The 26,989-nt window shown below is 35.2% G+C and carries 25 protein-coding genes, 1 tRNA gene and 2 pseudogenes; 11 read left to right on the forward strand and 17 right to left on the reverse strand.

Going from position 1 to position 26,989, the window contains the following annotated elements:
* Window positions 1–218 precede the first annotated feature (218 nt).
* Entirely contained in the window at window positions 219–1,868 is a 1,650-nt protein-coding gene (gene groL, locus AAGD79_RS01455; protein WP_341811478.1) for a chaperonin GroEL, read from the reverse strand.
* Between the two features lie 100 nt (window positions 1,869–1,968).
* Window positions 1,969–2,250: a co-chaperone GroES gene (locus AAGD79_RS01460; RefSeq protein ID WP_173862895.1), complete on the reverse strand. Its 282-nt coding sequence runs from the start codon at window positions 2,248–2,250 to the stop codon at window positions 1,969–1,971.
* A 165-nt stretch (window positions 2,251–2,415) separates the two neighbouring features.
* Here AAGD79_RS01460 and AAGD79_RS01465 point away from each other — a divergent pair, with 165 nt between their 5' ends.
* Together AAGD79_RS01465 and AAGD79_RS01470 are read left to right on the forward strand one after the other, a co-directional pair.
* A complete protein-coding gene (locus AAGD79_RS01465; RefSeq protein ID WP_015589111.1) occupies window positions 2,416–3,222 on the forward strand; it encodes a YgfZ/GcvT domain-containing protein in 807 nt (268 codons plus the stop codon).
* Between the two features lie 226 nt (window positions 3,223–3,448).
* Window positions 3,449–3,706, forward strand: a pseudogene (locus AAGD79_RS01470) (IS256 family transposase); the annotation flags it as partial.
* Between the two features lie 54 nt (window positions 3,707–3,760).
* On the opposite strand, the gene recJ reads toward AAGD79_RS01470, so the two are convergent.
* From recJ to AAGD79_RS01520, 10 genes are all read right to left on the reverse strand, one after another.
* Window positions 3,761–5,500 (reverse strand): single-stranded-DNA-specific exonuclease RecJ, encoded by a 1,740-nt coding sequence (gene recJ, locus AAGD79_RS01475; RefSeq protein WP_341811479.1) that lies wholly within the window; start codon window positions 5,498–5,500, stop codon window positions 3,761–3,763.
* Window positions 5,501–5,560: 60 nt separating this feature from the next.
* A complete protein-coding gene (locus tag AAGD79_RS01480; protein ID WP_341811480.1) occupies window positions 5,561–5,863 on the reverse strand; it encodes a hypothetical protein in 303 nt (100 codons plus the stop codon).
* Window positions 5,860–5,982 (reverse strand): hypothetical protein, encoded by a 123-nt coding sequence (locus AAGD79_RS01485; RefSeq protein WP_264374369.1) that lies wholly within the window; start codon window positions 5,980–5,982, stop codon window positions 5,860–5,862. The genes AAGD79_RS01480 and AAGD79_RS01485 overlap by 4 nt, the downstream gene beginning before the upstream one ends.
* 656 nt (window positions 5,983–6,638) lie before the next feature.
* A complete protein-coding gene (locus AAGD79_RS01490; protein ID WP_341811631.1) occupies window positions 6,639–7,898 on the reverse strand; it encodes a cbb3-type cytochrome c oxidase subunit I in 1,260 nt (419 codons plus the stop codon).
* A 34-nt stretch (window positions 7,899–7,932) separates the two neighbouring features.
* Window positions 7,933–9,228 (reverse strand): Na+/H+ antiporter NhaC family protein, encoded by a 1,296-nt coding sequence (locus AAGD79_RS01495; protein WP_253303194.1) that lies wholly within the window; start codon window positions 9,226–9,228, stop codon window positions 7,933–7,935.
* 289 nt (window positions 9,229–9,517) lie between these two features.
* A complete protein-coding gene (lon, locus tag AAGD79_RS01500) occupies window positions 9,518–11,971 on the reverse strand; it encodes an endopeptidase La (protein WP_341811481.1) in 2,454 nt (817 codons plus the stop codon).
* Window positions 11,972–11,986: 15 nt separating this feature from the next.
* Entirely contained in the window at window positions 11,987–13,264 is a 1,278-nt protein-coding gene (clpX, locus tag AAGD79_RS01505; protein ID WP_006279985.1) for an ATP-dependent Clp protease ATP-binding subunit ClpX, read from the reverse strand.
* Window positions 13,264–13,890, reverse strand: a complete 627-nt coding sequence (gene clpP / locus AAGD79_RS01510; protein WP_006280254.1) for an ATP-dependent Clp endopeptidase proteolytic subunit ClpP — start codon at window positions 13,888–13,890, stop codon at window positions 13,264–13,266. The genes clpX and clpP overlap by 1 nt, the downstream gene beginning before the upstream one ends.
* A gap of 11 nt (window positions 13,891–13,901) precedes the next feature.
* Window positions 13,902–15,236 (reverse strand): trigger factor, encoded by a 1,335-nt coding sequence (tig, locus tag AAGD79_RS01515; protein ID WP_155968869.1) that lies wholly within the window; start codon window positions 15,234–15,236, stop codon window positions 13,902–13,904.
* Between the two features lie 158 nt (window positions 15,237–15,394).
* A tRNA-Leu gene (locus AAGD79_RS01520) sits at window positions 15,395–15,476 on the reverse strand.
* 140 nt (window positions 15,477–15,616) lie between these two features.
* Between AAGD79_RS01520 and AAGD79_RS01525 the strand changes: the two genes are divergently transcribed.
* Entirely contained in the window at window positions 15,617–16,213 is a 597-nt protein-coding gene (locus AAGD79_RS01525) for a BON domain-containing protein (protein WP_006279461.1), read from the forward strand.
* A gap of 60 nt (window positions 16,214–16,273) precedes the next feature.
* On the forward strand, window positions 16,274–17,203 hold the full coding sequence (gshB, locus tag AAGD79_RS01530; protein WP_341811482.1) for a glutathione synthase: 930 nt from the start codon (window positions 16,274–16,276) through the stop codon (window positions 17,201–17,203).
* Here gshB and murG read toward each other — a convergent pair.
* Window positions 17,188–18,219: an undecaprenyldiphospho-muramoylpentapeptide beta-N-acetylglucosaminyltransferase gene (gene murG / locus AAGD79_RS01535; protein WP_265043994.1), complete on the reverse strand. Its 1,032-nt coding sequence runs from the start codon at window positions 18,217–18,219 to the stop codon at window positions 17,188–17,190. The genes gshB and murG overlap by 16 nt on opposite strands.
* A gap of 69 nt (window positions 18,220–18,288) precedes the next feature.
* Here murG and AAGD79_RS01540 point away from each other — a divergent pair, with 69 nt between their 5' ends.
* Entirely contained in the window at window positions 18,289–18,681 is a 393-nt protein-coding gene (locus AAGD79_RS01540) for a hypothetical protein (RefSeq protein WP_265043996.1), read from the forward strand.
* Between the two features lie 5 nt (window positions 18,682–18,686).
* On the opposite strand, the gene lpdA is transcribed toward AAGD79_RS01540, so the two are convergent.
* The 3 genes from lpdA to AAGD79_RS01555 form a co-directional block, all read right to left on the reverse strand.
* Complete coding sequence (gene lpdA / locus AAGD79_RS01545) at window positions 18,687–20,060, reverse strand: dihydrolipoyl dehydrogenase (RefSeq protein ID WP_341811483.1); 1,374 nt, start codon at window positions 20,058–20,060, stop codon at window positions 18,687–18,689.
* A 75-nt stretch (window positions 20,061–20,135) separates the two neighbouring features.
* A complete protein-coding gene (locus tag AAGD79_RS01550; RefSeq protein ID WP_049973639.1) occupies window positions 20,136–20,558 on the reverse strand; it encodes an IS110 family transposase in 423 nt (140 codons plus the stop codon).
* A gap of 323 nt (window positions 20,559–20,881) precedes the next feature.
* Entirely contained in the window at window positions 20,882–21,049 is a 168-nt protein-coding gene (locus tag AAGD79_RS01555; protein WP_155968863.1) for a hypothetical protein, read from the reverse strand.
* Between the two features lie 700 nt (window positions 21,050–21,749).
* On the opposite strand from AAGD79_RS01555, the gene AAGD79_RS01560 reads away from it, so the two are divergent.
* The 5 genes and pseudogenes from AAGD79_RS01560 (at window position 21,750) to AAGD79_RS01580 (ending at window position 24,657) form a co-directional block, all read left to right on the forward strand.
* A complete protein-coding gene (locus tag AAGD79_RS01560) occupies window positions 21,750–22,592 on the forward strand; it encodes a hypothetical protein (RefSeq protein WP_341811484.1) in 843 nt (280 codons plus the stop codon).
* A 36-nt stretch (window positions 22,593–22,628) separates the two neighbouring features.
* Window positions 22,629–23,493 (forward strand): annotated as a pseudogene (locus AAGD79_RS01565) (IS982 family transposase).
* A gap of 115 nt (window positions 23,494–23,608) precedes the next feature.
* Window positions 23,609–23,929 carry a hypothetical protein gene (locus AAGD79_RS01570; protein ID WP_341811485.1) on the forward strand — a complete coding sequence of 107 codons (321 nt, stop codon included), beginning with the start codon at window positions 23,609–23,611 and terminating at the stop codon, window positions 23,927–23,929.
* Between the two features lie 57 nt (window positions 23,930–23,986).
* Window positions 23,987–24,286 carry a transposase gene (locus AAGD79_RS01575; RefSeq protein WP_341811212.1) on the forward strand — a complete coding sequence of 100 codons (300 nt, stop codon included), beginning with the start codon at window positions 23,987–23,989 and terminating at the stop codon, window positions 24,284–24,286.
* A gap of 59 nt (window positions 24,287–24,345) precedes the next feature.
* The gene (locus AAGD79_RS01580) at window positions 24,346–24,657 is read left to right on the forward strand and encodes an IS3 family transposase (protein ID WP_341811213.1); all 312 of its coding nucleotides are present in this window, start codon (window positions 24,346–24,348) and stop codon (window positions 24,655–24,657) included.
* On the opposite strand, the gene AAGD79_RS01585 is transcribed toward AAGD79_RS01580, so the two are convergent.
* Window positions 24,623–25,969: an IS110 family transposase gene (locus tag AAGD79_RS01585; RefSeq protein WP_341811129.1), complete on the reverse strand. Its 1,347-nt coding sequence runs from the start codon at window positions 25,967–25,969 to the stop codon at window positions 24,623–24,625. The genes AAGD79_RS01580 and AAGD79_RS01585 overlap by 35 nt on opposite strands.
* 259 nt (window positions 25,970–26,228) lie before the next feature.
* On the opposite strand from AAGD79_RS01585, the gene AAGD79_RS01590 reads away from it, so the two are divergent.
* Window positions 26,229–26,759: an IS3 family transposase gene (locus tag AAGD79_RS01590; RefSeq protein WP_341811214.1), complete on the forward strand. Its 531-nt coding sequence runs from the start codon at window positions 26,229–26,231 to the stop codon at window positions 26,757–26,759.
* The last annotated feature ends 230 nt before the right edge of the window (window positions 26,760–26,989 follow it).

The following is a 26,989-nucleotide window of genomic DNA, read 5'->3' on the forward strand; positions in this document are numbered from 1 at the left end:
GGTATGACGTGTTGCTTGGGTCAGCTATAGTATAAATATACTAGGGGTTATAGTTTTCTTATGCTGCCTTTTTGTTATTAGACAACCACAATATAAAGGAGTGAAACGGATGCAAACAGTAGTGCATTTCTGCACCAAACGTATTACCTTTAACGAATAGTAAAATGTGAGATTTTTTGGAACTACCGTGGAGCAATTGCTCCACGGTTTCATTCTACTTAGAATCCACCCATGCCACTCATTTCTCCTGCACCCATAGGAGATGAAGCATTTTCTTTGCTTGGTACATCAACTATCATAGATTCAGTAGTTATCAGCACACTCGCAACAGATACCGCTGTTTCAAAAGCAATACGCACCACTTTTGCTGGATCAATCACACCAGCTGTAAACGCATTAGCATAATTCATAGCCTCAACGTTGTATATAAGCTCTTTATCATTCTGCTTAATCAAATAGTCAATTATAACAGCAGATTCAAGACCAGCATTTTTGACTAACCTTCTAATTGGAGCACTGAGAACTTTCTTGATAATGTTTATGCCTATTTGTTCCTCGTCACTTGCACCTTTTAATTTGTCGAGAACAGATGAAGCATAAAGAAGCGCAACCCCACCACCTGGAACTATACCTTCTTCAATTGCAGCTCTTGTTGCATGCAGCGCATCTTCGACTCTATCTCTACGTTCTTTAACTTCCACTTCAGTTGCTCCACCAACTTTGAGCACAGCAACGCCACCTGATAATTTCGCTAAACGTTCTCTTAGCTTTTCTTTATCATAATCAGAAGTTGAAGTTTCAATTTGAGATTTAATCTGCTCGATTCTAGCTTTCACACTGTCAGAATCGCTATTTTCGCTGACAACTGTGGTATTATCTTTAGTAATTTTAACATTTTTAGCCGTACCAAGATCATCAAGCGTGAGATCTTCCATCTTGATTCCAAGTTCATCTTTTATGACGTACTTAGCACCAGTTAAAGTTGCTATGTCTTCGAGCATCTCCTTTCTTCTGTCACCAAAACCTGGAGCTTTTACTGCAGCAACTTTTAAACCACCACGCAATTTATTGATAACTAAAGTGCTTAATGCTTCACCTTCGATATCCTCTGCAATAATAACCAAAGGTTTACCAGATTTAACAATAGCTTCAAGAATAGGAAGTAAAGGTTGAATAATATTTAATTTTTTCTCTGTAATTAATAGATAAGGATTATCAAGCTCCACGATCATTTTTTCATTATTTGTAATAAAATACGGAGAGAGATAACCGCGATCAAATTGCATGCCAGTAGTCAGCTCAACTTCTAACTCTTTTGAACCTTTACTCTCTTCAACAGTTATTACACCCTCTTTTCCAACTTTTTTCACGGAATCAGCGATACTGTTACCTATATCCTTATCACCATTTGCAGAGATTATTGCAACTTGTGCCACTTCGTCTATTTTCTCTAGAGAAATTGTACGAGACATTGACGCAATTTCCTTTAATATTACATCTTTTGCCTTCTGTATTCCGTTTTTAATACCAACACGATCGTTTCCAGCAGCAATTGATTTTGAAGCTTCCATTATCATGTTGCTAGTTAGTATTGAGCACGTTGTTGTACCATCACCAACTTTATCGTTACATTGAGAACAACTTTGTGCAAAGATGCTTGCTATCGCAGCGTTTAATGGTTTTTCAGGCTTGATAGCCTTCATCACCTTATAACCATCTTTTGTAATTTCTGGTGCTCCATAGGGCTTATTAATCCCTACTGTTTTTCCTCTAGGTCCCGCAGTTATTGCCACCGTTGAGTCTACCATTGCTGCGACTTCACGAAAGGCTTCTTGCAACTGCTCACCTGATACTACTACATTAGTCATTTTTATCACCTCTTGTTAATAAAAAATTTAGAAAACTATAATAAAATTACTTACAATGCACTATGTCGTGCTTTGTTTTAGTTTAGTAAAATAAAGACTGCTACTTAATGACAGCAAGTATATCGGACTCTTTCATCACGATAAGCTTCTCATTATTATGTTCTATTTCTGTACCAGCCCATTGGCGATAGAACACTTTATCACCAGCTTTCACAGTTAAAGTTACGCGTTCGCCACTTGAATTGCGTGAACCTTCACCAATTGCTATAACTTCACCTTTAGTAGGTTTCTTTTCAGCACTTGATGGAAGCACAATTCCACCTTGCTTTTCTTCGCTAATAGGCTTGATCAGCACGCTATCATCTAATACATTTAAACTTATACTTGACATTTGTTTTTCCTCATCAACAAATTAACTTATAAGTTTATATATATACTCGTAAGTTAGATTTCAAGGGCTGGAGCTTGTAAAATATGCACGCCAAAAGCAGTTTCTAAAAGAGCCTAATGTTATATAATAAAATTTAGATTTATTTATAGAGATTTCATGAGTTATATACCATTTTTAAGTCGTGGTGTGATAGTGCTATATGGGCCTGACACTAGAGATTTTCTGCAGGGTATTATAACCAATGATATTAATAAGTTGGATAGCCAAAAAGCCATTTACTCTTTATTGCTTAGCCCTCAGGGAAAATATCTATATGATTTTTTTCTTATTGAATATGGTAAATACACCCTCTTAGAGTGCGAAAACATGCACTTGCAGCAAATAATCGAGAAACTGGATTTGCTTAAAACTTACTTGAGAGTGAAGATTAAAGACGTTAGCGCACTATATAAGGTTGGAGTTTTGTTTAATACTAAGTTGGCGGAGTGTAGTGGTAAGTCACAAGTTATTTTTCAAGATCCAAGGCACAAGCTGCTAGGAATGAGGATCATACATAAAGATGAAATAAAAGAGCCGGTTGGGGATTTTACTCAGTATGAAAAAGTCAGAATTCAAAATCTCGTTCCAGATGGAGCGAAAGATATGGTGCAGAATTCATCGTTTCCGCTGCAATTTTTAATCGATAAAGTAAACGGTATAAGCTTTAATAAGGGGTGTTATATAGGTCAGGAAGTTGTAAATCGAATGAGCAGACAAGAAATATTCAGAAGAAAACTTTACCTTGTTGAGGGGGATAACGCACTTCCAGATATTGGCACTAAAGTGACAAATGAAAACAATGAGGAAATAGGGGAACTGCGCTCTAGTGTAGACAACATTGGATTTGCATTGCTTAATACTGGAAAGAGCCATGCAAATTTATATGCAGATGGAGTTAGGTGCGTTAAGACGTTGAAGTCTTAAGGTAGCGCATATAGAAACGAAAAACTTGCTTGACACCCTTCGCCAGCGCCCTTATCATAACAGTGAAGCTATTTCATTTAACTTCGCAATCTGTGCAGATTAAAACGACAAGGACTCCTGATATAATGTTGAACATTTTTTTTCTGCATTTCCGGGAATGTTCAAAAAAGTGTGTCAAACCGAAAAAAAAGTAATAAATTGATATAAAAAAAATGGAGGTTTGACAATGAGTCAGAAAGTAGTAAACAGAACTACCGGTTTGGTAGATTACAAAGAACTGGAAGCAAATATACTGTCATCAATAAGGGAAGGCAGACCATTAACAGGAAGGGATGGAGCATTTACACCACTTATAAAAAAGCTGCTGGAGGCAAGTTTGGAAGGTGAAATAGAAAATCACTTATTAGCTGAAAGTGAAGAGAATAATCGAAGAAATGGGAGAAATGGAAAGACTTTACGGACAAGTGCACACTCACTTCTTCTTGATTTTTTGGTTTATCTTGTCTACCTATTTTGCCACTCTGCTGAACAGATACACTCAACTAATGGTCAATACATCTTCTATTAAAAATTGTACAAATTCATTGCCATTCCAGTAATTCATAGAGATTTTACCCAAAATAGCTTTAACATTACCCTGCATGATAGCAGAGCCAAGATGAGTATTTGCAGAACGAAATGCAATAGCTCTTACCATAACATTATCATCAGCAATAAAACATTTTATATGGTCAACTCCTATAACTTCAGGCTTTCTTATCTTTGCTCCTTGGATAATAAACCTTGGTTCAGGATTTCCAACTCCAAATGGTCCCAAGCGTTGCAATTGATTCCATAAAGACAAATTTATTGCTTTAGCAGTTACTATACTATCAGCTTTTAAAGTTTTCTCATTTATAGAGTTTGAAAATCTTTCAGTAAAAAAATCATGCAAATCATTTATTTTGTCTTCTTTAATTGAAAATCCTGCTGCCATACTATGGCCACCACCTTCAATAATCAAATTTATAAACTTTGCGGAAAGGACTGCAGCACCGATATCAACTCCCAAAATTGATCTACAGCTTGCTTTTCCTATTCCATTATTTAAAGATATCACTACTGTTGGCAAGTGAAACTGCTCCTTTAGCCTTGATGCAATTATACCAATTATTCCCTGGTGCCAATTGCCACTTATCATTATAAAATTCGCACCTGATTGGGCAGACTTTTCCGCTTGTGCTGTAGCTTCCAAGAGAGCCTCATTTTCTAACACTTTTCTTGCATTATTCAAATCTATTAATTTTAGCGCGATTGAATGTGCCTCTTCATCATCATCGGTGGAAAGCAACCTTGCACCAAGCGATGCTTCTCCAATTCTTCCTCCAGCATTTATGCATGGCCCAATACTAAACCCTAATCGAGAAACACTTGGTTTTTCAAGGATTCCCAAAGCATCAAATAAAACACGCAAGCCAACGTTTTTTCTTGTTGACATAACTTTTAATCCTTGTGAGACAAGTGCTCTATTGAGGCCTGTGATCTGCATAACATCACAGACAGTTCCCAGGGCAACCAAATCCAACAGATCAAATAAATCTGGTTCTTTTTTGTTGGTAAAAAATCCTTGCTCACGTAGGCTTTTATTAAGAGCAACAATTAGCAGAAATGACACTCCAACTGCTGCTAGGTTATTATAAGGAGAGCTCTCATCAAGGCGGTTTGGATTCACAACTGCTACGGCGCTTGGTAATTTTTCCGTACCAAGGTGATGGTCAACAACTATAATATCAAGACCAAAAGCCTTTGCATCTTCTATTAGTTGATATGCAAGCGTACCACAATCAACGGAAATACATAAATCAATTCCATTCTTTTTAAGTTGTAATAAAGCATCTGTGTTTAATCCATAACCCTCATCAACACGATCTGGAATGTAGATTATAGAGTGTATATCGATTGCTCTCAGGTATCTGTTAATCAATGCTGACGACGTTGCACCATCAACATCATAGTCACCAAATATTGCAAGGTTTTCATCATTTTTTATTGCCCGTATTATACGAGAAACAGCTTTATCCATATCAAGAAGGTGAAAGGGATCTGGTAATAGCGATCTGATTAGTGGATATAAGAAGTCGCTTGCATTTTCTATGTTAACACCACGAGTAACCAATATTCTTGCTAATATTTCTGGTAACTCAAATCTCTGTGTAAGAGTTAAGATTTGCCTTTGATCTGCTTCTTGCAACTTCCACAATGCATTTGTTATGCTGCGCTTTTCAATTTCAAGTAGCATATTCTTTCTTTGTAAATAAAACTACTTTACCAGAATTTTTAAGCTTGTTCTATAATTGTATTAGACTTCTGCATAACCTAAACTAAGTAGAAAAAAGGTATCATCTAAGTAGCTGACAATGGTCTCCATCCAAGAGGGCAGTAGCCCCTTCGGTGTCATTCCAGCGCGTGACCAGGTCTTTTTAGCTATCATAGGATGACAGAAGCAGACACTCCACTTTGTCGTTCCAGTGCCTCCTTTTTTTGTCATTCCAGTGCCTTGACTATTTGGATCCAGGAAAAAGAATGGTGTCATCCCAGTGCCTCCTTTTTTTGTCATTCCAGTGCCTTGACTATTTGGATCCAGGAAAAAGAATGGTGTCATCCCAGTGCCCCTATGATGTCATCCAAGTAGCCTCCCTCTCCTGTCATCCCAGTGCTCCTTTTTTTGTCATCCGAGTAGCTGACACTGGGATCCAGGAATTTTATTAAGTTGGTAAGCATAAAAGTGTTATGTAAAATACAACGTTCTTGATGGGATTGCGTGAAATGCTGGATCCCAGTGTCTGGGCACTGGGATGACAAAGGAGGACAGTGTCAGCTACTCGGATGACAAAAAAAGGAGCACTGGAATGACAGCAGTCCTACGTCATACCGCCGCGGTATCTCATCAGCTAACAAGCAGCGGGATGACGGTTGTCGTTTAGCTATAAACATTAAGAAATTTACTAAACAAAAAAAAGGCAAAAGAAACCCTAGTCATTGTCTATTTTCAGTATTTGGCGTTTTTTAAGTCTTAAACGCTGCAATTTAGCTGCTTTTAAGTGCAACTAACTTTAGCTAAAATGTTTAAGAAATTTACTAAGCAGAAAAAAAGGCAAAAGAAACCCCGTGGTAATTAGTGTTCACTCTCTAATCCTGCAAATTGGCGTACTATACTTTCTTAAACGACTTATAAGCGCGTTTCAGCTTTTATAGGTAAAAACCTAAAAATGTTGTGAAGACATAAGGTGCACATAGTGCAAAAAATTAAAAATAAGACGCCAACTACGTTGTTTTCTTGCTGTTTAATCTGCACAGATGAAGATAACTGAATACCTTCAGTATCATGATAAGGGCGCTGGCGGAGTTTGTCAAGGAAGTTTTTTCGTTTCTATGGGTCAGTTGGTACGCGCTTTGCCTTTTAACAGATGTAAAAGCACAATTATTACGAACAACATTCCACCAACAACTGATATAGCGCCACCTATAATGAAGCACGTGCGTGCTAACATTGACGAAATGCTTGGCAGATCTGCAACCTTCCTTAAAGCACCATATCCACCAAGCCACACAAGGCCAGTAATATGGAGAAAATGCCCTACACTGTAGGCATAAATCTGTAATCTTACCATGGAGTTTTTTACCTCTTCAAAGTTTAATTTGGGTAACAGCCAATAAATGAAATTCATAAAAGCTATAGTGATCCCAACTACAGAACCGTGATAATGAGAAGGAATCGTGACATTACCTTCAATAGTCAACACTCCGAGCACATCTCCATAAGTGAACAACAAAAATGAATGTAATAAATAGTTGCTTTTATCATTAATAAAAGTTCTGATGTTGTAGCACACTAATATTATCAAAAAGCACGGCAAAACTGCTCCAGCAATCCTCATATGCCAAGTAAAAAACTGTATTAACTTGGCACTATCAACTGGATAAACAAAATATACAAACGGTGCGCCTACAGCTAAAATCGTGTTTATAAATAGTGGTAAAATAGTAATTTTATTGTTTGAAGCTAAACTAATATCATTGGAACTTAGCATTATTAAATAGACTAAAAACATTCCTTGAGTAAAAGCAAACTGCAATAAATGTCCGCCTCCCCAAAAGAGATATTCGTAAAATAAATTATTATCTGAGTGATATAGACCTGGAGGCATATTATTATATGCTAAAACAAAGCAAAGAAATGACGATACAAGTATAATAACTAGCCCAATTTGCCCAACAGAGAGAAATGAAACCTCTTTTTTTGATGTGTATGCTAGCATTGTATTTACTAATATACTGGCAATAAATAAACTGAGTCCAAGTAAAAATAATTTGTTTTGTAATACGGGAATATAGTTACTTTTGATAACTTCAGTGTTTGGAACGAATGCGGATATAAACATGAGCAGCATCGAAAGGGTTGATAGAACCCATGAAAAGTTAAACCAACTATTGGTATTTTGTAGGTTTATGATAAAGAGCAGAGATATTATAGAGCACATCCACACTAAAATTGACAAGTTCACGTGTATTACCAGCGCATTATCAAAAATATATTGTGCAGAAGGAACAAGAGAGGAGATAAAAGGCAATCGTAGAAAAATAACAATTATTGACAGTAACCCAGAGCAAGCAAGAGCACATACTGCCAAGAACATCCATTTTCTACAGAGCGGAGCGTTGTCTTGTATATTAAGCACAATCTTTTTTCTCAATTTTGTTCAATACAATATATAACACTGCAATAATACCTAAAACATAGCAATAGTATACGTGTGGCACGACTGCCAAAGGTGAAACTCCAGCAATAGTGCTAGCCAAAAGCAATTGAGCGCCATACGGTATTAATCCTTGAAATACACAAGAAAATATGCCTAGCCATGCTGCACTATAGTGAGGCGGTATTTCATATTTCTTAGCAATATCTCTAGCAATTTCACCGCTAAAAATTATAGCGATGGTATTATTTGCAAGTAAAATATCAAATATACTGACTATTTTTGCAATAAATAACTGCGCTGTTTTTTGTCCACCACGTTGTATCATAACCCAAGATGAAAGTTTATCTGCAAACTCCTTAGAATTTTTACCTACCAGTCCTGAAAGCCCGCCAACCATCAATGACAGTAGCATAATTTCATGCATACTCATAAACCCCTTAGTGATGTTTTGGCTTAAAAACAATAAACCATGATTGTTGTTATTTATAAATCCAATGATTCCAGCAAAAGTTATGCTTAAAACCAATGCCGTAAATACATTTATTCCAAAGTTTGCAAGCAATATAAGTATTATGTAAGGAGTCACAAGCAATAAAGAATACTCCTTAACTGAAATAGCAGCACTATTGCTTGAGCTATAAAATAATATAATTATTGTGAATATAGAAGCAATTAGTGCCACTTTTGCATTCAGTTTTAATTTTTTCTTTATATCAGCCTTTTGAGACATCACAGATGCAATTGTAGTATCAGAGATAATAGATAAATTGTCGCCAAACATTGCTCCTCCTACAACGGTTGCAACTCCTAAGGAAGGAGAAATCCCAGCTTGTGTCAGTTCAACTGCAATAGGAGCAATTGTTGCAATGGTGCCCATTGATGTACCAATAGCAGTGGAGATGAAAGCTGCTACAAAAAATAATCCTATGAGTAAAAATTGTGTTGGTATAAATGAAAGAGCCAAATTAACTGTGGCATCAGCACTACCGATTGCTTTAGTTACTTCACTGAATGCACCTGCAAGTAAGAAAATGATACACATAGTGATAATATTACGATCTCTTACCCCATCTAGAAAGGCATACATTTTTTCTTCAGTATTGCCCTTGTATAAAACCCAACCCAGAGCTATGGCAGGAACAATGGCTACCAGTGGAGATAACTGATAAAAAGCATTTGACACGCCAAGAATAGTAAAATATATACCACTTCCTACAAAAAGAAATAGGAACAGTAAAATAGGCAAAAAATTTGTAAGATAAAACATACCTCTACTCCAGCTCTGATAAACGCAAATCAACTATGATATGATTTATATTATTATAAACCACAGTTAGCACCTTGACCAAGGTTTTTCTAGAAAGCAATCTACCAGAAAAGGTTTCCATGAAAAGGACTATTATAATATATCATCTACTTGAATTAAACTGGGAGATAGAATAAGTAAAAAATATGAATGACATAACAACAAAGCAAGTCATATCCTTATGGGATGCACAAGTTGGTGGATTTTTGCCGGATAAAAGAGAAATGGAGATTGATAATATTTTTTTAATCTAATGCTTCAATGTTTCCGACATAGGAAAAGTATCATCTTTACTTTCTATAGAGGAAGGCACACTATTTTGATTATCATCACCATCAATTGGAGTAGTAGGGTGCATTAAAGCAACTTTCATAACTTCATCAATATTCTTAGCAAAAACTACGTTGATCCCCTCTTTGATGCTTGCCGGAATCTCTTGCATATCTTTCTCATTTTCACTTGGTATAATCACAGTTTTGATTGATCCTCTGAGCGCTGCAAGCAATTTTTCTCTTAAGCCCCCAATAGCTAAAACTCTACCACGCAATGTCACTTCGCCTGTCATAGCAACATTTTTGTTAACTGGTATATTCGTCATAAGAGAAACAATAGACGTACATACCGCGCCGCCAGCAGAAGGGCCATCTTTTGGTACTGCACCCTCAGGTACATGTAAATGTATATCATTATTTTGGAATTTTTCGGGCTTTATACCAAAAAACAAACAATTTGATCGAATATAACTATACGCAGCTTTTATAGATTCTTGCATAACCTCTCCAAGCTTTCCTGTGTATTTTATTTCTCCCTTGCCCGGAATTAGGACTGATTCTATCATCAAAATATCACCACCTGTTTCAGTATAGGCGAGCCCAGTTACTATTCCTACTAAACTCTCATTTTCCGCAATGCCAAAGGTATATTTACGTACCCCTAAATAATCTTGTAAATTGTCAACCCCTACGGATATTTTCTTATTTTTATCAGTCAATATTTCTTTAACTGCCTTTCTCATGAGCTTTGCAAGCTCCCTTTCCATACTCCGCACACCACTTTCACGTGTATATAAACGTATCAACTCGTATAACGCCTCATTAGTTATGTCCCATTCCTTCTGATACAAACCATGCTCCTTCTTTAACTTCGGAATAAGGTGGTGTGTAGCAATACTGATTTTTTCATCTTCAGTATACCCGGACAATTGTATAATTTCCATCCTATCACGCAAAGGATGTGGTAAATTTAAGCTGTTTGCCGTAGCTACAAACATTACACTTGAAAGATCAAACTCAACTTCCAAGTAATGATCCGTAAAGTGTTTATTGTGCTCAGTATCTAAAACCTCAAGTAATGCAGATGCAGGATCGCCACGCGAATCAGAACCCATCTTATCTATTTCATCAAGCAGAAAAAGCGGGTTGCATGAATTAGCTTTTTTCATGTGTTGAATGATTTTACCAGGCATTGAGCCAATATAAGTTTTCCTATGCCCTCGTATCTCAGACTCATCACGCACACCACCAAGAGCTATGCGAACAAAATCTCTTCCTACTGCTCTTGCCATAGACTTAGCTAAAGAAGTTTTACCAACACCTGGCGGTCCAACTAAGCAAAGTATAGGACCTTTTATCTCTTTTACTCTTTTTAATACCGCTAAAAATTCTATTATTCTATCTTTTACTTTCTCTATGCCATAATGATTTTCATCTAAGATTTTCTTAGCTGCATTTAAGTTAATTTTTGCATCTTTGTACTTTCCCCATGGCAACTCAAGCAACCAATGCAAGTAACTAGATATAACTGTAGCTTCAGGAGAAATGGGATTCATTTTCTTGTATCTCTTCAAATCAGTTATAGCTTTCTCTCTTGCTTCCTGAGAAAGCTTTGTTTCATTTATCTTTTTTTCAAATTCATTGAGTATATTCCCTTCATCACCATTCTCAAATTCGCCTAATTCTTTCTGTATAGCTTTCAATTGCTCGTTAAGGTAGTAAACTTTCTGAGTGCTTTCAACTTGCGATTTAATTGTCTTATATAAACGGTTTTGTGCGTTCAAAATACTCATTTCTCTCTCAATAAAAGCAAAAGCTTTTTTTAAACGCTCTTCTGGGTCATAAGCCTCAAGTATACTTTGTTTATCTGATACTTTTATATTTAAATGTGAAGCTACCGTGTCTACAAGTTGATTAACTTCTTTGATTTGATCAATGGAGTTAATGGCAACCTCGGGTTGATTTTTCTTGTTTAGCTTACACCAGCTATCGAACGCGTCTACAACAGACCGCCTTAAAGCTTCTAAATCAATATTGTCTTCATCTTCTTTATAATAATTGTCTAACTCTACCCTGGCTTGTAATAAAGTATGAGAGCTAATATATTCTACAACTCTTCCCCTTCTTATCCCCCGGATTATAACTTTTACTGCATTGTCAGGTAATTTTATTAACGGTTGTACAATGCTTGCTAACACACCTACTTCATAAAGATCTTCAGGCTCTGGATTATCAACAGAGCCATCTTTCTGTGCTACAAGAAAAATCTCATTTTGGTGATTACTACTACTTATTGCATACTCTAGTGCATTAACAGATTTTTCTCTGCCTATGAATAAAGGCACCATTATATTTGGAAAAATTACTACATCTCTTAAAGGTAATACTGGCAATGCAGTAAAACTAGAGCTTACAGCACGTTCAATGTTCATAATATATGCCTCAAATTAATCATTAACCGTTATAACATTGCCATTGTTATTATGATTAACCGTTGCTTTTCCTAATTCTACCATTTTCTTAGTGATTACTATAGTGCTACCTTCAAAGCCTCCGTTTCCAGATGTATACATAATGTCAAGCAAAAGTGACTCCAAGATAGCACGTAACATTCTTGCACCTGTTTTGTAGCTTATAGCCTTTTTAGCAATAGCTGATATTGCTTCATCTGAAAACTCAAGGTTTACTTTGCTAAACGCAAGCAATGCTTTGTACTGTTTTATTAGTGCATTCCTTGGCTCTGTCAACACATGTATTAAATCTTCATGATCCAGCTCATCTAAAACAGCAGTTATTGGAACCCGCCCTACAAATTCGGGTATTAAACCGAATTTGATTAAATCTTCAGGTTGAACATCATGTAAAGCATTCTTTTTCTTTTGCTCTTTAGACTGACTTATATCTGCTCCAAAGCCAACTGACGTTCCCTTTTTTCTCGCTTCAATAATTTTATCGAGGCCTTCAAAAGCTCCTCCACAAATAAACAGTATGTTACTAGTATCCACTTGTATAAACTCTTGTTGTGGGTGTTTTCGCCCTCCTTGTGGCGGAACATAAGCAACTGTACCCTCCATAATCTTAAGCAGAGCTTGCTGGACCCCTTCACCTGAAACGTCACGGGTTATTGAAGTGCTTTCAGATTTTCTTGTAATCTTGTCTATTTCATCTATAAACACTATACCACGCTGTGCTTTTACAACGTCATAATTTGCAGCTTGTAATAAACGCGACAACACGCTTTCTACATCATCACCCACATAACCTGCCTCAGTTAAAGTTGTCGCATCAGCCATAGCAAATGGCACATCTGAAACTTTAGCAAGTGTTTTGGCTAGCAAAGTCTTACCAGAACCAGTGGGACCAATAAGCATTATATTTGACTTCTCGATTTCAATATCACTTATAGCATGAAATTGTACCATGGATTGACAATGGTTATACATAGCTACAGATAAAACGTGTTGCGCGTGTTCTTGACCTACAACATGCTTGCTGAGAAAGTTTTTTATATCCTCAGGTTTCTTTAGTAATAGCTTCATATCAGATATACGATCTGAATTAAAAGATCTATCTTTCTTTTGACTTATTGCTTTATGGGATAATTCTATGCACTCATTACAAATAAACACCTTTAAACCATCCGAAGAGTTAGTAATCAATTTATCTACTTCATCTTGCGCCTTGTTGCAAAAAGAACAGTAGTGTAAATCATTATTGTTATCCATTAACCCACCTTTTGTTTAACTTTAATATTTTCAATTTCAATATCTGTACGCTCAGCTATCACCCTGTCAATTAAGCCAATTTTCCTTGCTTCTTCAGGATCCATGAATTTATCTCTTTCCATCATTCCTTCAATTTTCTTCAGTGAATTTCCAGTATGTTTTTCATAAATTTGATTTAGTTTTTTCTTAACCCGCAAAATTTCATTAGCATGTATTTCTATATCAGTTGCTTGACCATGATAACCACCAGATGGCTGATGTATCATAATTCTTGAATGAGGTAGAGAGTAGCGCTTACCTTTTGTACCAGCTGCAAGCAATAAAGAACCCATAGACGCAGCTTGACCTATACATAAAGTTGAAACGTCTGGGTTTATATACTGCATTGTATCGTAGATCGACAAACCAGCAGTTACAACACCACCTGGTGAGTTGATGTACATACAAATGTCTTTATCGGGATTTTCCGATTCTAAAAATAAAAGCTGTGCTACTATTACACTGGCCATATTGTCTTCAATAGGACCTGTTACAAAAATTATTCTTTCTTTCACTAGTCTTGAATATATGTCATAAGCGCGCTCACCGCGACTAGTTTGTTCAACTACAATTGGTATAAGAGTCATACCTTTTCCTATTAAATATTATCAAATAATTCCTTTAATTCTTTCACAGAAACAATCTGCTCTTCTTTACTAACTTTTTCTATTATATAATCTGTCACTTTATACTCAAGCGCTTGCCCTCTAACTAATTCTTGAAATTGTTTATTTGATTCAAAATGCTTAAGTACTCTGTCAAATTGCACATCTTTACTGACATATTGATTTACAATAACACTCAAAACATCATTTTGAGTTAATGATATTTTATGTTCTGCACTAAATTTCATAAATAACATAGCAAGCTTTACACGTTTTTCAGCTTCTTTACGAGAATCATTTTGAGCACCCAATTCTCCTTCCATTCTTTGTTGCTCCTGTTTTACTATGTCTGTGGGTAAATCAAAACTATAATTAGCATCCAAATAATCAAACAGCTCCTTTTTAATTAAGAGATTTCTCATTTCGGTGCACTGATCACCAATCATTTTTTTTGCATGATTTATTAGCAAAGAATAATCTTTAAACCCAATACTCTTAGCTATTTCATCATCATTTTCAAAATCTTTGGCAATTTGAATCTCATTAACTCGCACAGAAAAATCAGCTTCCTGTCCTGCAAGGGAAATGGCTTGGTAATTTTCAGGAAATTTCAACTTAAAGTTCTTTGTTTCTCCCTTTTTCATACCAGTTAATTGATCTTCAAAACCATTAATAAATGTGCCAGACCCTAAATTAACGGCAAAATCTTTGCTACTTCCACCTTGAAAGAGCTTATTCCTAATCCGCCCTTCAAAATCAATTATCAATTTATCCCCATCTTTCGCTTGATAAGAAGCATCATCAACAGAGGCAAAATTGGGGAACTTTGTTTTGATAGAATCAATAAATTCTTTTATATCTTCCTCTTCAATCTTTGCTTCAATTTTCTTTAAGTTTATTTTGTCAAGATCTATCATCGGTACTTCAGGCATCGACTCAAAAGATAGCTTGTATACAAAATTGCCCTCCTCATTTTCTTTGCCCAGATCTGGTAATGATATAACATCAACCTTAGGATAAATGTGAGACTTGACTTCAATTTTTTTCATCAAATCACTTGAGCAATAATCAATTGTATTATTTATCACATATTCCAAAGCCTCGTTTTTATAATTTGCAACAACAAGGTCATAGGGCATCTTTCCAGCCCTAAATCCAGGTGATTTTGCATTTTCTGCTATCTCTTGCAACCTGGAATTTACCTTTTGTTTTATATAATCACTACCAACTGTGATTTCATACTCATACTTTAGTTTATCTATACTAAGCTCTTTGTAGGTATATACGCTACTTACTTCGACTGTATTTTGAGGTATATTATTAGACATCATAATTCATTTATTAACATTTTAATTCATATCTTAATAGAGTCATTTTACCAGAATTTAAGTTAAACACAATCCTTAAGAACAGGTTTTTACACAAACAAAAGTGTATTTAGTGATTATAAATTTTCCCTTAAAACCTAAGTTACATGACTTTAAAGTGCGGATAGAGGGACTTGAACCCCCACGAGCAAGCTCACCAGGACCTAAACCTGGCACGTCTACCAATTCCGCCATATCCGCAAGAAATTTTCAGTACCCTATTATAGGTATTCCATTAAAAATATTCAAGGTTTAAAGTCTTACTTAATTTATGGTATTTACACAATCAAAAAAGCTTATTAACATTTCTTAATGAAAGCTCTAAACCCTGAAAATCAATAATGAGATTAATAACAAGCTTCTTACTCGCAATTTTTTTGATTACACAAAGTGGTTGCACAACCCTTATAATAGGTGGTGTGGTGGCTACAGCGACAGCAACAGCAATAACAATGCAGGACAAATCCTTGGGAAATATCATTGATGATACGACTATGGTCATCAGAATTAATAAGGGGCTCTTAAAACATGGGCTATTTTCATCCATAAAGGTTAAAGTAAGTGAAGGAAGAGTATTGCTCATTGGAAGTGTTGACACTCCTGAAAAACAACTTACAGCAGAAAAAATAGCTTGGCAGCAAAAAGAAATTAAAGAAGTGATAAATGAAATAAGAGTAATACCAATTCAAATGGCTTCCATGCTAGACACCACTGTAGATGGCATGATAACAGCGGAAATAAGAACAAGACTCCTGGGAAAAAGAAATATTAAGTCAATTAATTATAGCGTTAATACGGTTGATAGAGTTGTTTATTTGATGGGTATAGCCCAAAATAAAGCGGAATTAAAAGCTGTAATAGCAATTGCAAGAAAAGTAAAGGGAGTAAAACAAGTTGTAAGTTATGTACGATATAGGTACAGTAAGTTACGCCATTAGGCAAAAATCGCTTTCAAATTATAACATTTGTACAATTGTGACAATAGGTAGAGAACATAAATGAAAGTTGCCTTTCAGATGGATGAAAATATAAATTTTGAAACTGACACTACATTCGTGCTAATAAAGGAAGCACAAAGGAGGAAGCACGAAGTTTTTGTCTATGCTCCTAACAATTTAGCACTAAAGCTAAACCATCCAATTGCTCTGGCTCAGAAAGTCAGCGTTGATGATGTTAGTTTTATCTCTAAAGAGGATGTAGCAATCAACTTGAATGAAATGGACATCATATTTATCAGACAGGATCCACCCTTTGATATGCGTTATATTACAACAACATATATCTTAGAAAAAACCAGCGCATTGGTAATTAACAATCCAACAGAAATAAGAAATTGTCCTGAAAAATTGATAACTTCATTATTTCCAGAGCTAATTCCGCCAACTTTGATTACTGAAAATATATCAATGATTAGAGATTTCTACTACAACTATCAAGATATTATTCTGAAGCCATTGTATAGTTATGGAGGAAACGATGTGATAAGAATACAAGATGAGAATAGTATTCAAGTAGTAGTGGATCTCATGATAGCAAAATACGAATGCCCTGTGATTGCACAATCATTTTGTAAAAACATAGATAAAGATAAAAGAATATTGCTACTTTATGGCCAACCAATTGGTGTAATGAAACGAATTCCAAAAATCAGTGGAGAGATCAGAACAAACATGCGACTTGGAGCAAGTTTTGAGCCCGCTCAAATGAACGATAGAAACAATGAAATATGTAACAAAATTGGTCCTGAATTAAAGAAAAGAGGGCTAATATTTGTTGGTATTGATATTATAGATGACTTCCTGCTCGAAATTAACACAACTTCACCCACGGGAGTAGTTTATATCAATAAATTGTATAATATATCGCTAGAAAAGGATCTTTGGGACGTGTTTGAAGAAAAAGCAAGCAGCCATCAACTAAACCTGTGAACAATCACCTTAACAAACTCAGTAGTCCCATTCTTTATCCCTGTTTTTTCTGTACTATTGGTCATATCACGCAATTTTTGAGAATTATTTAATAGATCAAATAGTACCTCTGTTAGATTTTTTTTTGCTTCACTATTCTGCTTAACTATTATAGCTGCTCTCGAGTCTTCAATATATTTTGCGTTATAAAATTGGTGATTATCTTTTGAGTAAGGGTAAGGAATATATATAGCAGAACGCCTAGCAAGAGTGATCTCTGCTATTGAAGTTGCTCCTGCTCTGCTAATTACCAAGTGAGCATTGGCCAGTCTATTCTCCATATCATCAAAAAATTCACTCAATTCACAATCGATCTTTTCACTTTTGTATAGACTTTTGACCTTGTTTACATTTTTCTTCGTACATTGCTGCGTCACTCTAATTTTCTTTTTCATTTTAATAGGTAAATCACAAATTACGCTGCTTACTACATCATCAAAAAAATTTGCACCTTGGCTGCCTGCTATGACCAATATATTTAGGATTTTCTCAGTGCTAGAATGGCTCTGTGCTTTTATATCAACAAAATTTCCTGTAAAAATACATTTATTGCCCTCTGCATATTTAGTCTCCGGAAAGCTGGTTGCAATTAATTTTGCACTCTTGAAAAAGAATCTATTTACTCTCCCTAAAACTGTGTTTTGTTCATGTAAAATTATAGGTATAGAAAGAACTCTTGCTGCAAGAAGAGTTGGAAAAGAAGCATAGCTACCAAAACCAATGACCGATTTTGGTTTTAATTTTCTTACTTGATACAGTGCTAACATAGAGCTGTATATCAAGAAAAGGAAAAACTTAAATTTGTTGCTGCTTGGTTTACGTAATGGTAAGGTGTAGCTTTCTATGTCGGTATTTTTATTTGTTTTTTTATCAGTGAATAATATGCAATTGTATCCTTGTGTCTTTAGTGCTTTTGCTAAAGCTATGGCCGGAAAGATATGCCCACCTGTGCCACCTGTTGCTAAAATAATATCCATCTGTAAATAATAAATCCTAGATTGTTAACTGTTATTTAACAATTTGCACGTAGAATTTTATTAAGCGTTATGATAGTTGAGTTAAAAATGCCTAAAAGTAATAGTAAAAAAGAACCTAATGAGAAAAATAAACCTCAAGAACAAAGAGAAGGCAGAAGCGGAGGTTTTTTAGAACTGCTAAAAAATATAATAAAAATTCTTTTCAATTCGGTCATTGACCTACCTGAGCACGAGCAGCATAATAAAATGAAAAGCACTAATCTACAACAAGGTTTGGATACTAAAGGAAAAGGCCCAGAAGATCTTCATCCAAAGGCAAAGCTTGAAGTTAAAGAAGCAGCTAAGGGATTGAAAGAAGAGTTACAGAATTCTGATGCTGGTGGTAATCAATCTATTGAAACTAAAGTGCCTAATCAAACTACTACTCAAGACATTGACAACTCTAAAACGATGGAACGTTAGTTCAACTATTTAACATCTGCAGCAAGCACTGATTCATGTATCATCTCTGAAATGGTTGGATGAGGAAAAATCGTAGATTTTATGTCGAAGTCTGTTCCTTCTAGTTGCTTTGCAAGAGCAAAATTGCTAATTAACTCCGTTACTTCTGCACCTATCATGTGGCTACCCAGAATTTCTCCGGTTTTTTTATCTATAATCGTTTTCACTAACCCTTCAGTTTCACTGAGTGCAACAGACTTACCATTAAAGTTAGAGTGAAATTTTCCTATTTTTATATCATACCCACCTTTTATTGCCTGTTCCTCAGTAAGGCCGATGCTCGCTATTTGTGGATGAGAATAAGTGCAATTTGGTATGCATTCTTTTTTTAACGCATGAGCATTTTTACCAGCAATCTTTTCAATGCAGATCACGGCTTCATGGCTCGCTTTATGTGCTAAACATGGTGGGCCAGCTACATCACCTATTGCATACACATTTGATTCACTAGTTTCATACCATTCATTCGTTTCAATAAAGCCAGAAGGGCTTAATTTAATTTTTGTATTTTCTAAACCTATATTTTCAATATTTGCTTGAATTCCAACCGCAACAATCACCCTCTCAAATTCTTTGCTCTCACCACTACTTAGTAGCACTTGAGCAGAGTCTTTACTTTTAGTAAGAGCTTTTACGCTACTGCTTGTATATATTTCTATCCCCTGTTTTGTGAATATTTCTTGTGCTAAATCTGAAATGTCCTTATCCTCCAGCGGCAAAATAGTGCTCTTTATCTCTATGATTGTTACATCAACACCCAAAGTACTATAAAAACTTGCAAATTCTATTCCAATTGCACCAGACCCTATAATTAGTAGCGATTTTGGTAATCTCTCTGGAGTCATAGCGTGCTGCGCATTCCATATTAAATCTCCATCTGCCTCTATTCCAGGCAGATTCCGTGCCCTCACGCCTGTTGCTAAAATGATATGCTTGGAAACAATTTCTTGTTCTTCCTTATCGCTAACGACTTTTATAGTACCATTGCCTGCAAGTTTACCAAAACCTTGATGAACTTTGATATTATTTTTTTTCATCAAATATGCAACACCGCTTGACAATTTATCAACAACGTTTCTTGAGTATTTCACTATTGATTGTATATCAAAATTCGCTTCCTTTACTTCTATACCAAACTCTTTTGATCTTTTTATTAGCCTATAAACCTCAGATGCTCTAAGCAGTGATTTTGTTGGTATACATCCCCAATTTAAGCATATACCGCCTAAATTTTTTTCTTTTTCCACAATTGCAGTTTTAAACCCAAGCTGTGCCGCCCTAATTGCCGCTATATAACCACCAGGACCGCTACCTATAACCGTAATATCATACTCATTCATCAGTTTTCTTCGTATTCAAAAAGATTATATATAACAGATGGAACCCATACAATCAATGGTCTGTCATCTACCGTCTTAAGAGTCAAGATAAAAGTTGTTATTTTTTATCATGGCATTTAAACAAACGATAATTTTTCTCATGACAGCAACTAATGCAACCTTAGCAGCTTTGCCAGAATCAACCAAACGCTGATAAAACGCTTTCATTTTTCTGTTGTGGCGCATAGCAACAAGAGCTGACATGTATAGTGCTTTCCTTGCATAAAACCTGCCTCCTTTGATTTGAGCTTTGCCAACTTTTCTTCCACTTTCACTAGTTTTAGGTGCAACTCCAACTAAGCATGCAATTTCTCTATTCTCTAATCTACCAAGCTCAGGCACCTCTGTCAGTAGAACGCTCGCCGTCTTTGATCCAATACCTTTATAGCTGATTAAAAGCTCATTTTTTCCTTTCAATTCAGCTATTGCGTCTTCTATGTCTTGCCTAATTTCTTTCAATTGTTTTTCAGCAAACCCTATCTGTCTTTCTATGTATTCTCTAGCTTTTCCCGTCGCACTTTGCAGGCGACACTTGTTTGCATGAATTGCATCATTTAAATTACGCTCAACTGCCCCCAGCTCCTTTAATTCCTCTTGCTTTTGTGAAATTATACATCCTTTTACTTCACCGTCTTTACTGACAAATTCAGCGTATTTTTCCAGTAATTTAGCATCTAACTTGTCAGTTTTTGCAAAATGATTGCAAGCTTTGGCAAATGCATATACCCGATTCGGGTGAGCTTTATGGACAGTTATCTTGCAACAATTTTATAATGAGCTTTTCATAGCCACCAGCTTACACATAACTTGATGGGTAAATCGACTATATTTGTTTCTATAAACTTAGATATAGCATCACTCACGTTTGCTATGCGCTTATGCTTGCCATTAATTGAGATGTCCAATGCTTCCTTGGAAACATCTACTCCCATGAAAATTATTCTAGCCATTTTTGTACCTATAAATATAATCAAACAATAATGCAAAATGCTGTATACAGGATTGTAATTCGATCTTTTAGATCCACCTACCGTTCGTACTACATTTTGCTTTAAGCCTTACTATTACCCACAAATAAAAACATAGTATTGTATTTACTCAAATAATTTAATTTTATTAACCTGAAAGCTTATTAGATTAAAATTATTAAACTAAGAGTTATAATTTTAGCAACTAAAAGCTGTAAATTGCACCATATAAACAGTTATTTCAAGCAAAAGTTATGCCATTAAGAGCTATGCAACAAACATTTATATTTGTGGGTAATAGTAAGATCTAAATCCGATAGAGCATTGTTGGCACACCATCAAAAGTCGCCTCAGACCTCTAATGCATCAATGTACAAACTTACACCTTTTAGTTGGTAATACCATTTTAGACGTTTATCATTCGTTTTAGAAAATACTATAGTAGCGGAATGACGAATTTTTGTTTTTCAAATTGTCAGTAAATCTAAGTCAGTTTAGCTATATAAAACATAGTATAAAAAGAGCTATTTTAGCAAAATTTTAAACAAATAAAGTTAATTACTTCACAATTGATACCTTACGAGAAAAGCACATTTGATACAGATTTAAAATACAAGTTAACGAATTATTATGATTTTTACCAAGATAATAATATAGTAAGGTTTGGTAGTGAGGTATCAAAATGGAAAAATACACCAACGCATGGTTTAATAAGAAAGATAATCATGATTGTGCAAATGATGGCACTTGCGGGCAATCTATAAAGGATTTTAGGATTGGTAATTCTGATATTTCTTTTTTTGATAGTAACAAAAACTTAATTGCCAAAGTACCTAAACTACCAAAGTATTCTAGGGATAAATATGGGCATCAATTGTATAAGGAAGCTGAGTCAAAGCAGTTCAATTATTTTTCCACAAATATACATGATGTTTTGTCTAACAGCTTTACCGTTAAATACGGGTATATAAATTGTACTATAAAATACGACAACTTATCTGAGCAGGAACAAAACCAAATAGAAACAGACATTAAAACTGCCTATGAAGCATTTAAAGAAAAGTTTTGCTTGAAAAATAGTAATGCAAGTTACAATATAACGGTTCACATTTTTAATAATAGAAGCGATTATACAAAGTATAACAATCTTCTCGGCTTAGATGAAGATGGTGGTTCAGGATATATTACACGAGGAGTAACAGATTGTCAGAATATTCTGACATATAAGCAAAGTGCCATGGATTTTGTTCTAGGTCATGAGCTAGGCCACATATTTCAATTGCGTTTTTCACCATCGGCAACAGTCCAAACTTTGAATATTCTGGATACTGAACTCATAGCGAATGTCATTGGACGAGAGGTAGAAGAAAAAAATTATAAAGCTATTTGCAAGCAGATGGGTGTAGATGAATATGAAGGCCATGGATGGATGTTTAAATTTAAATATAAAGGTACACTTTATAAACCCCAGTTATGGATTAGAAAACAGATAAAAGTAGAATTAATAAAGAGGGAAATAGGGTAAACTCAAGTATTTTAACAATAATTTAAGAGGTTACCCATGAAGAAAGATATTACAGAACTTTACTGCTGCGTCGAGGATTTTTGTCGTGTAGTAGATGAAAATTTTGCAAATAAGTTCTTATCAAATGGCAAAAAACCAACCAGAGTACCAGAAATAGCGCACTCAGAAATGCTAACCATAATCCTGTTATACCACCAATCGCCATGTAAAAACTTCAAGGCTTTTTATCTTTGTTACCTTAAGTTACTCTATAGATCAGAATTTTCAAAGATGCCTTCATATCACAGATTTATTGCCTTAAAGCCGAGAGTTTTACGGTATTTAGCATTACTTCTTCAATGGTTCTGCGAACAAGCGAAAATGACAGGTACTTCCTACATTGACACTTCTACGATTGCCATTTGCCACAAGAAAAGGATCTCTAGGAACAAAGTTTTTGATGGTTTAGCAGAAATTGGTAAGAGCACGTATGGTTGGTTTTTTGGCTTTAAATTGCACTTGGTGATTAACGAAATTGGAGAAATTCAATCACTTACTCTAACCAAAGGTAACGTTGATACCTGTGCCAACTATAACTAAAAGACTGACAGGACTTTTGTTCGGAGATAAAGGCTATATCAAGAAGGAGCTCTTTGAGGAACTCTTCGATAGAGGTTTAAAGCTTGTCACTAAAGTGAAAAAAGGCATGAAAAACGCACTAATCTCACTAAAAGAGAAGGCTTTATTGAGAAAAAGGTCGATTATTGAGACAGTCTTTGGTTGTTTAAAAAATAAATTTGAGCTTGAACATACACGGCACAGATCGCCAATAAATTTTCTGGTACATATTTTTTCTACATTAATTTCATATTCCATGCAGTCAAAAAAGCCTTCTATTTCTAAGCCTTACTGTGTTGGTTAATCCATAACTGGGGTTTATAAGCAGAAGTAAGTCTGAAGAAGAGGTAAATGAAAACCGCACGAATCCAGAGCCAGAAGAAGAACAAAAAGGTGATGACTACACAGAGATTACAGGAATGTTGCAATTTAAGTACAAAGGGACCAATTATGCTATACAACACAGAGGTTACCTTTTAGTAGAAGAAGAAAAACTTCGATTGATTCAAGATATAAAGAACTCTCATGAATCGCTCGTTAGTGAACGTTATAGATTAAATGAAGGGTCATTAAGTCAGAATGCAACTGTAGTAATTTTTGTTGATGAAAACAAGGACATAGAGAAAATGTATTTTCATAATCCAGACAAGAATATGTCCAAATGGTTAGATAAGACACTCATAAGCAGAAGTAAGCCTGAACAAGATGTGGATGACACTGACCTTACCCAGAAAAAGTAGACAGAAAGTTAAGACGTTTTTGAAGTAAAATAAAACGTTTTTTCAAAGAGGTGTGGTATGACAAAAAGAAAAGAATATACAGCAGAATTCAAAATTGAAGCTATAAGACTAGTAAAAGAAACAGGTCAATCATCAGCAAAAATAGCAAGAGATTTGGGTATTAGCGGTGATTCATTAAGCAGATGGGTAAAAACATACAATGATAGAATGTCTGGAGTAGATGCGTTTCCAGGAAAAGGGAAAGTATCTCATTGTGACAAAGAAAAGTTTGATTTAAAAAAAGAGCTGGCAAGAGTAACGAGGGAAAGAGACATTTTAAAAAAAGCCCTGGGATATTTTGCAAACCAAAAAGAGTAAAATATTCTTTTATAAAAGAACATGAAAACTGCTATAAAATACGGGAATTATGCAGATTTTTGAACGTATCTGCTTGTGGTTATTATAAATGGATTACTAAGGAAAAAAACAACAAAAAATCAATAAGAGAAGAGCTCATACAAGATATTCAGAAGGTATATCGAGCATCACAATGCAGATACGGAGCTCCTAAAATTCACGCTGAATTAAAGGCTTTAGGTAAAAATTATAACATCAAAACAGTGCAAAATGTTATGCAGAAAAATGGCATTCAAGCTAAGCTTAGACGAAAGTTTAAAAGTAAAAAACCACAAATAGACAATAGAGTTATAACTTCTAAGAAACTCTTTCTGCTAGTAGCTCTTTTTTAATCAAGACACAACCAAATTCACTAGCTTTCTTGCTTAGAGTCTTCACTATTTTTTCCTTATATAACTTTTCATAGTAATCAATGCCCTTCTCTACATATTCCTGTCCATACTTTAGCATACTATAAAAAATGCACGCCAATTTCCTAGCCGTAGCGGTAATCGCTTTCGGTGCTCCTAGTCGTTTTTTTAACCTTCTGCAATATGCACCAATCCCACTGTTGCTTCTTGACACACACTGGGCAGCCATCCTAAAAGCATTTGCAGCACGAGCAATAACTTTGCGAGTTCTCGTCCCAAATACTTTTTCCCCTGTAACTTTATTAGCAGGACTTAGCCCCAACCAAGAAGTAAAGTGCTTCTCTGATGGCCATTTATCGTGGTTCAAACCAACTTCTGAGATAATTGTTTGTATAGTTAGCACATCAAGCCCAGGAACTTTAGTAAAATCAATACCGGTTACTCTATACAGTTCTTCGTGTAAAGGAAAGTCTGGTCTGTTTTTTGAAAACCTATTCTTTATTTTGCTGCATCGCTTATTCTCGTCAGATTTTGTTTCAAATGTTTTGTAATATTGTTCGATGCTTTTGTCGCATTCTGCTATTTTTTCCTGATAAATATTATACAATTCAAATTCTTGCTTTAACACAAATAAGAGTTCCTTTCTGTAGTCGCCTTTTAGCGCTTTTGCCATGGTAGATCTATCATTTCTTATCCGTACATCTCTCAATTCTGATAATTTTTCAGGATTCCTTTCACCTTCAATTATTGCTTTGATAATTTGCATACCGGTCACTCCAGTAATATCACTTATGACTTTGTGTAATTGAACGTTCATTTGAATTAACGCTTTTTGCATACGTAGAATATGTGTGGATGCACTTTCAATCAGGTTGCTACGTTGCCTAACGTAATTACGCAACACACACATTTGATCATCAGGTCTAAACGACCCATGGAGTAATCCATAGCTGTGTAATTGTTGTAACCATTGACAGTCTTGAACGTCGGATTTTCTACCAGGCACGTTCTTAATATATCGTGCATTTACCAATTTTACCTCAAATCCATATGACTCAAGTATTTGAAACAAAGGAATCCAATATACTCCTGTTGATTCCATAGCTACTGTTCTAACTTTACATTTCTTTAACCACCCTGCTAAGTTATGAAGATCAACTGTAAAGCATCCAAATTTTTTGACACGTTGTTCATCTCTTCCTTCAGGTACACATACATAATGTACAGCTGAGCCGATATCAATTCCTGCTGTATCAGGATTCACTATTTCTAGTTTACTTTTTGCCTTTATCATGGTAATTATCCTACTATAACTTATAATGGAGAAGCACTTAAGCTTGGGACGGTTAGATTATACAATCTTCTAATCGAGGTAGTCATAATAGACTCCATCAGTGGTTTAACCGTTCCTCCAAAACCACGCTCCTAAACGGGCACTTAAGCACCATTGATCAGTCGGTTATAACTGCAGAAGTACTTCTTGATAAATTATATATAAAAATTGCTATGGAAGTGAAGAAATAGTTTCTTTCCGGTTTAACAAGATTTTTTTCTTGTTCGACGCTCCTAACATATTAAATCAGAATTTCATCGCTGATCAACCTAACAAGATATGGGTAACTGATATTACGTACATAAAAACTAATGAAGGATGGTTATATTTGGCAGCAATAATAGATTTATATTCACGCATGGTGATTGGCTGGTCAATGAGTAATGCAGTAAATAGGCAATTAGTTATAGATGCGTTATTCATGGCTATTGGTAGGCGCAAATCTGCTAAAAATCTACTATTTCATAGCGATCAAGGATCGCAATACACCTCTAAAAATTATCAATTTTTACTAAGTACAAAAAATATTACTTCTAGTATGAGTCACAAAGGTTGTTGTTATGATAATGCTGTTTCAGAGAGCTTTTTTAGTTCACTTAAGAGAGAGTTACTCATTGATACTTCACAACACTCTGCACAACAAGCTAAAACCGCAATATTTGAATATATAGAAATTTTTTATAATAAACAGCGTAGACATTCTACTATTAACTATTGCATTCCTGAGCTTTTTGATTCATCATTCTCATAGCAAAAACGTCTTAACTTTCTGTCTACTTTTTCTGGGTAAGGTCACACAGCAGGAAAAGAGCCTGAACCAGAATCAGCCGAAGAGGATACTCAGCAACCCAGTAATTTCTTATCCAATATTTTTTCAGCAATTAAATCCATTATTGATTCTATCTCATCACTCTTTTCATGGTTATTTGGGTCGAAAGAGAAAGAGTCTAATCAACAATCTGATGATAATCCTTCTTTGTT

The sequence above is a fragment of the Wolbachia endosymbiont (group A) of Oxytorus armatus genome (assembly GCF_964027005.1).
GTDB classification, from domain to species: Bacteria; Pseudomonadota; Alphaproteobacteria; order Rickettsiales; family Anaplasmataceae; genus Wolbachia; species Wolbachia pipientis.

Coding starts and splice junctions, on each gene's coding strand:
- groL (WP_341811478.1), bottom strand. CDS start 1,868: ATGACTAATGTAGTAGTATCAGGTGAGCAGTTGCAAGAAGCCTTTCGT.
- AAGD79_RS01465 (WP_015589111.1), top strand. CDS start 2,416: ATGAGTTATATACCATTTTTAAGTCGTGGTGTGATAGTGCTATATGGG.
- recJ (WP_341811479.1), bottom strand. CDS start 5,500: ATGCTACTTGAAATTGAAAAGCGCAGCATAACAAATGCATTGTGGAAG.
- AAGD79_RS01480 (WP_341811480.1), bottom strand. CDS start 5,863: ATGACACCATTCTTTTTCCTGGATCCAAATAGTCAAGGCACTGGAATG.
- AAGD79_RS01485 (WP_264374369.1), bottom strand. CDS start 5,982: ATGCTTACCAACTTAATAAAATTCCTGGATCCCAGTGTCAGCTACTCG.
- AAGD79_RS01490 (WP_341811631.1), bottom strand. CDS start 7,898: ATGTTCTTGGCAGTATGTGCTCTTGCTTGCTCTGGGTTACTGTCAATA.
- AAGD79_RS01495 (WP_253303194.1), bottom strand. CDS start 9,228: ATGTTTTATCTTACAAATTTTTTGCCTATTTTACTGTTCCTATTTCTT.
- lon (WP_341811481.1), bottom strand. CDS start 11,971: ATGAACATTGAACGTGCTGTAAGCTCTAGTTTTACTGCATTGCCAGTA.
- clpX (WP_006279985.1), bottom strand. CDS start 13,264: ATGGATAACAATAATGATTTACACTACTGTTCTTTTTGCAACAAGGCG.
- clpP (WP_006280254.1), bottom strand. CDS start 13,890: ATGACTCTTATACCAATTGTAGTTGAACAAACTAGTCGCGGTGAGCGC.
- tig (WP_155968869.1), bottom strand. CDS start 15,236: ATGTCTAATAATATACCTCAAAATACAGTCGAAGTAAGTAGCGTATAT.
- AAGD79_RS01525 (WP_006279461.1), top strand. CDS start 15,617: ATGAGATTAATAACAAGCTTCTTACTCGCAATTTTTTTGATTACACAA.
- gshB (WP_341811482.1), top strand. CDS start 16,274: ATGAAAGTTGCCTTTCAGATGGATGAAAATATAAATTTTGAAACTGAC.
- murG (WP_265043994.1), bottom strand. CDS start 18,219: ATGGATATTATTTTAGCAACAGGTGGCACAGGTGGGCATATCTTTCCG.
- AAGD79_RS01540 (WP_265043996.1), top strand. CDS start 18,289: ATGATAGTTGAGTTAAAAATGCCTAAAAGTAATAGTAAAAAAGAACCT.
- lpdA (WP_341811483.1), bottom strand. CDS start 20,060: ATGAATGAGTATGATATTACGGTTATAGGTAGCGGTCCTGGTGGTTAT.
- AAGD79_RS01555 (WP_155968863.1), bottom strand. CDS start 21,049: ATGGCTAGAATAATTTTCATGGGAGTAGATGTTTCCAAGGAAGCATTG.
- AAGD79_RS01560 (WP_341811484.1), top strand. CDS start 21,750: ATGGAAAAATACACCAACGCATGGTTTAATAAGAAAGATAATCATGAT.
- AAGD79_RS01570 (WP_341811485.1), top strand. CDS start 23,609: ATGTTGCAATTTAAGTACAAAGGGACCAATTATGCTATACAACACAGA.
- AAGD79_RS01575 (WP_341811212.1), top strand. CDS start 23,987: ATGACAAAAAGAAAAGAATATACAGCAGAATTCAAAATTGAAGCTATA.
- AAGD79_RS01585 (WP_341811129.1), bottom strand. CDS start 25,969: ATGATAAAGGCAAAAAGTAAACTAGAAATAGTGAATCCTGATACAGCA.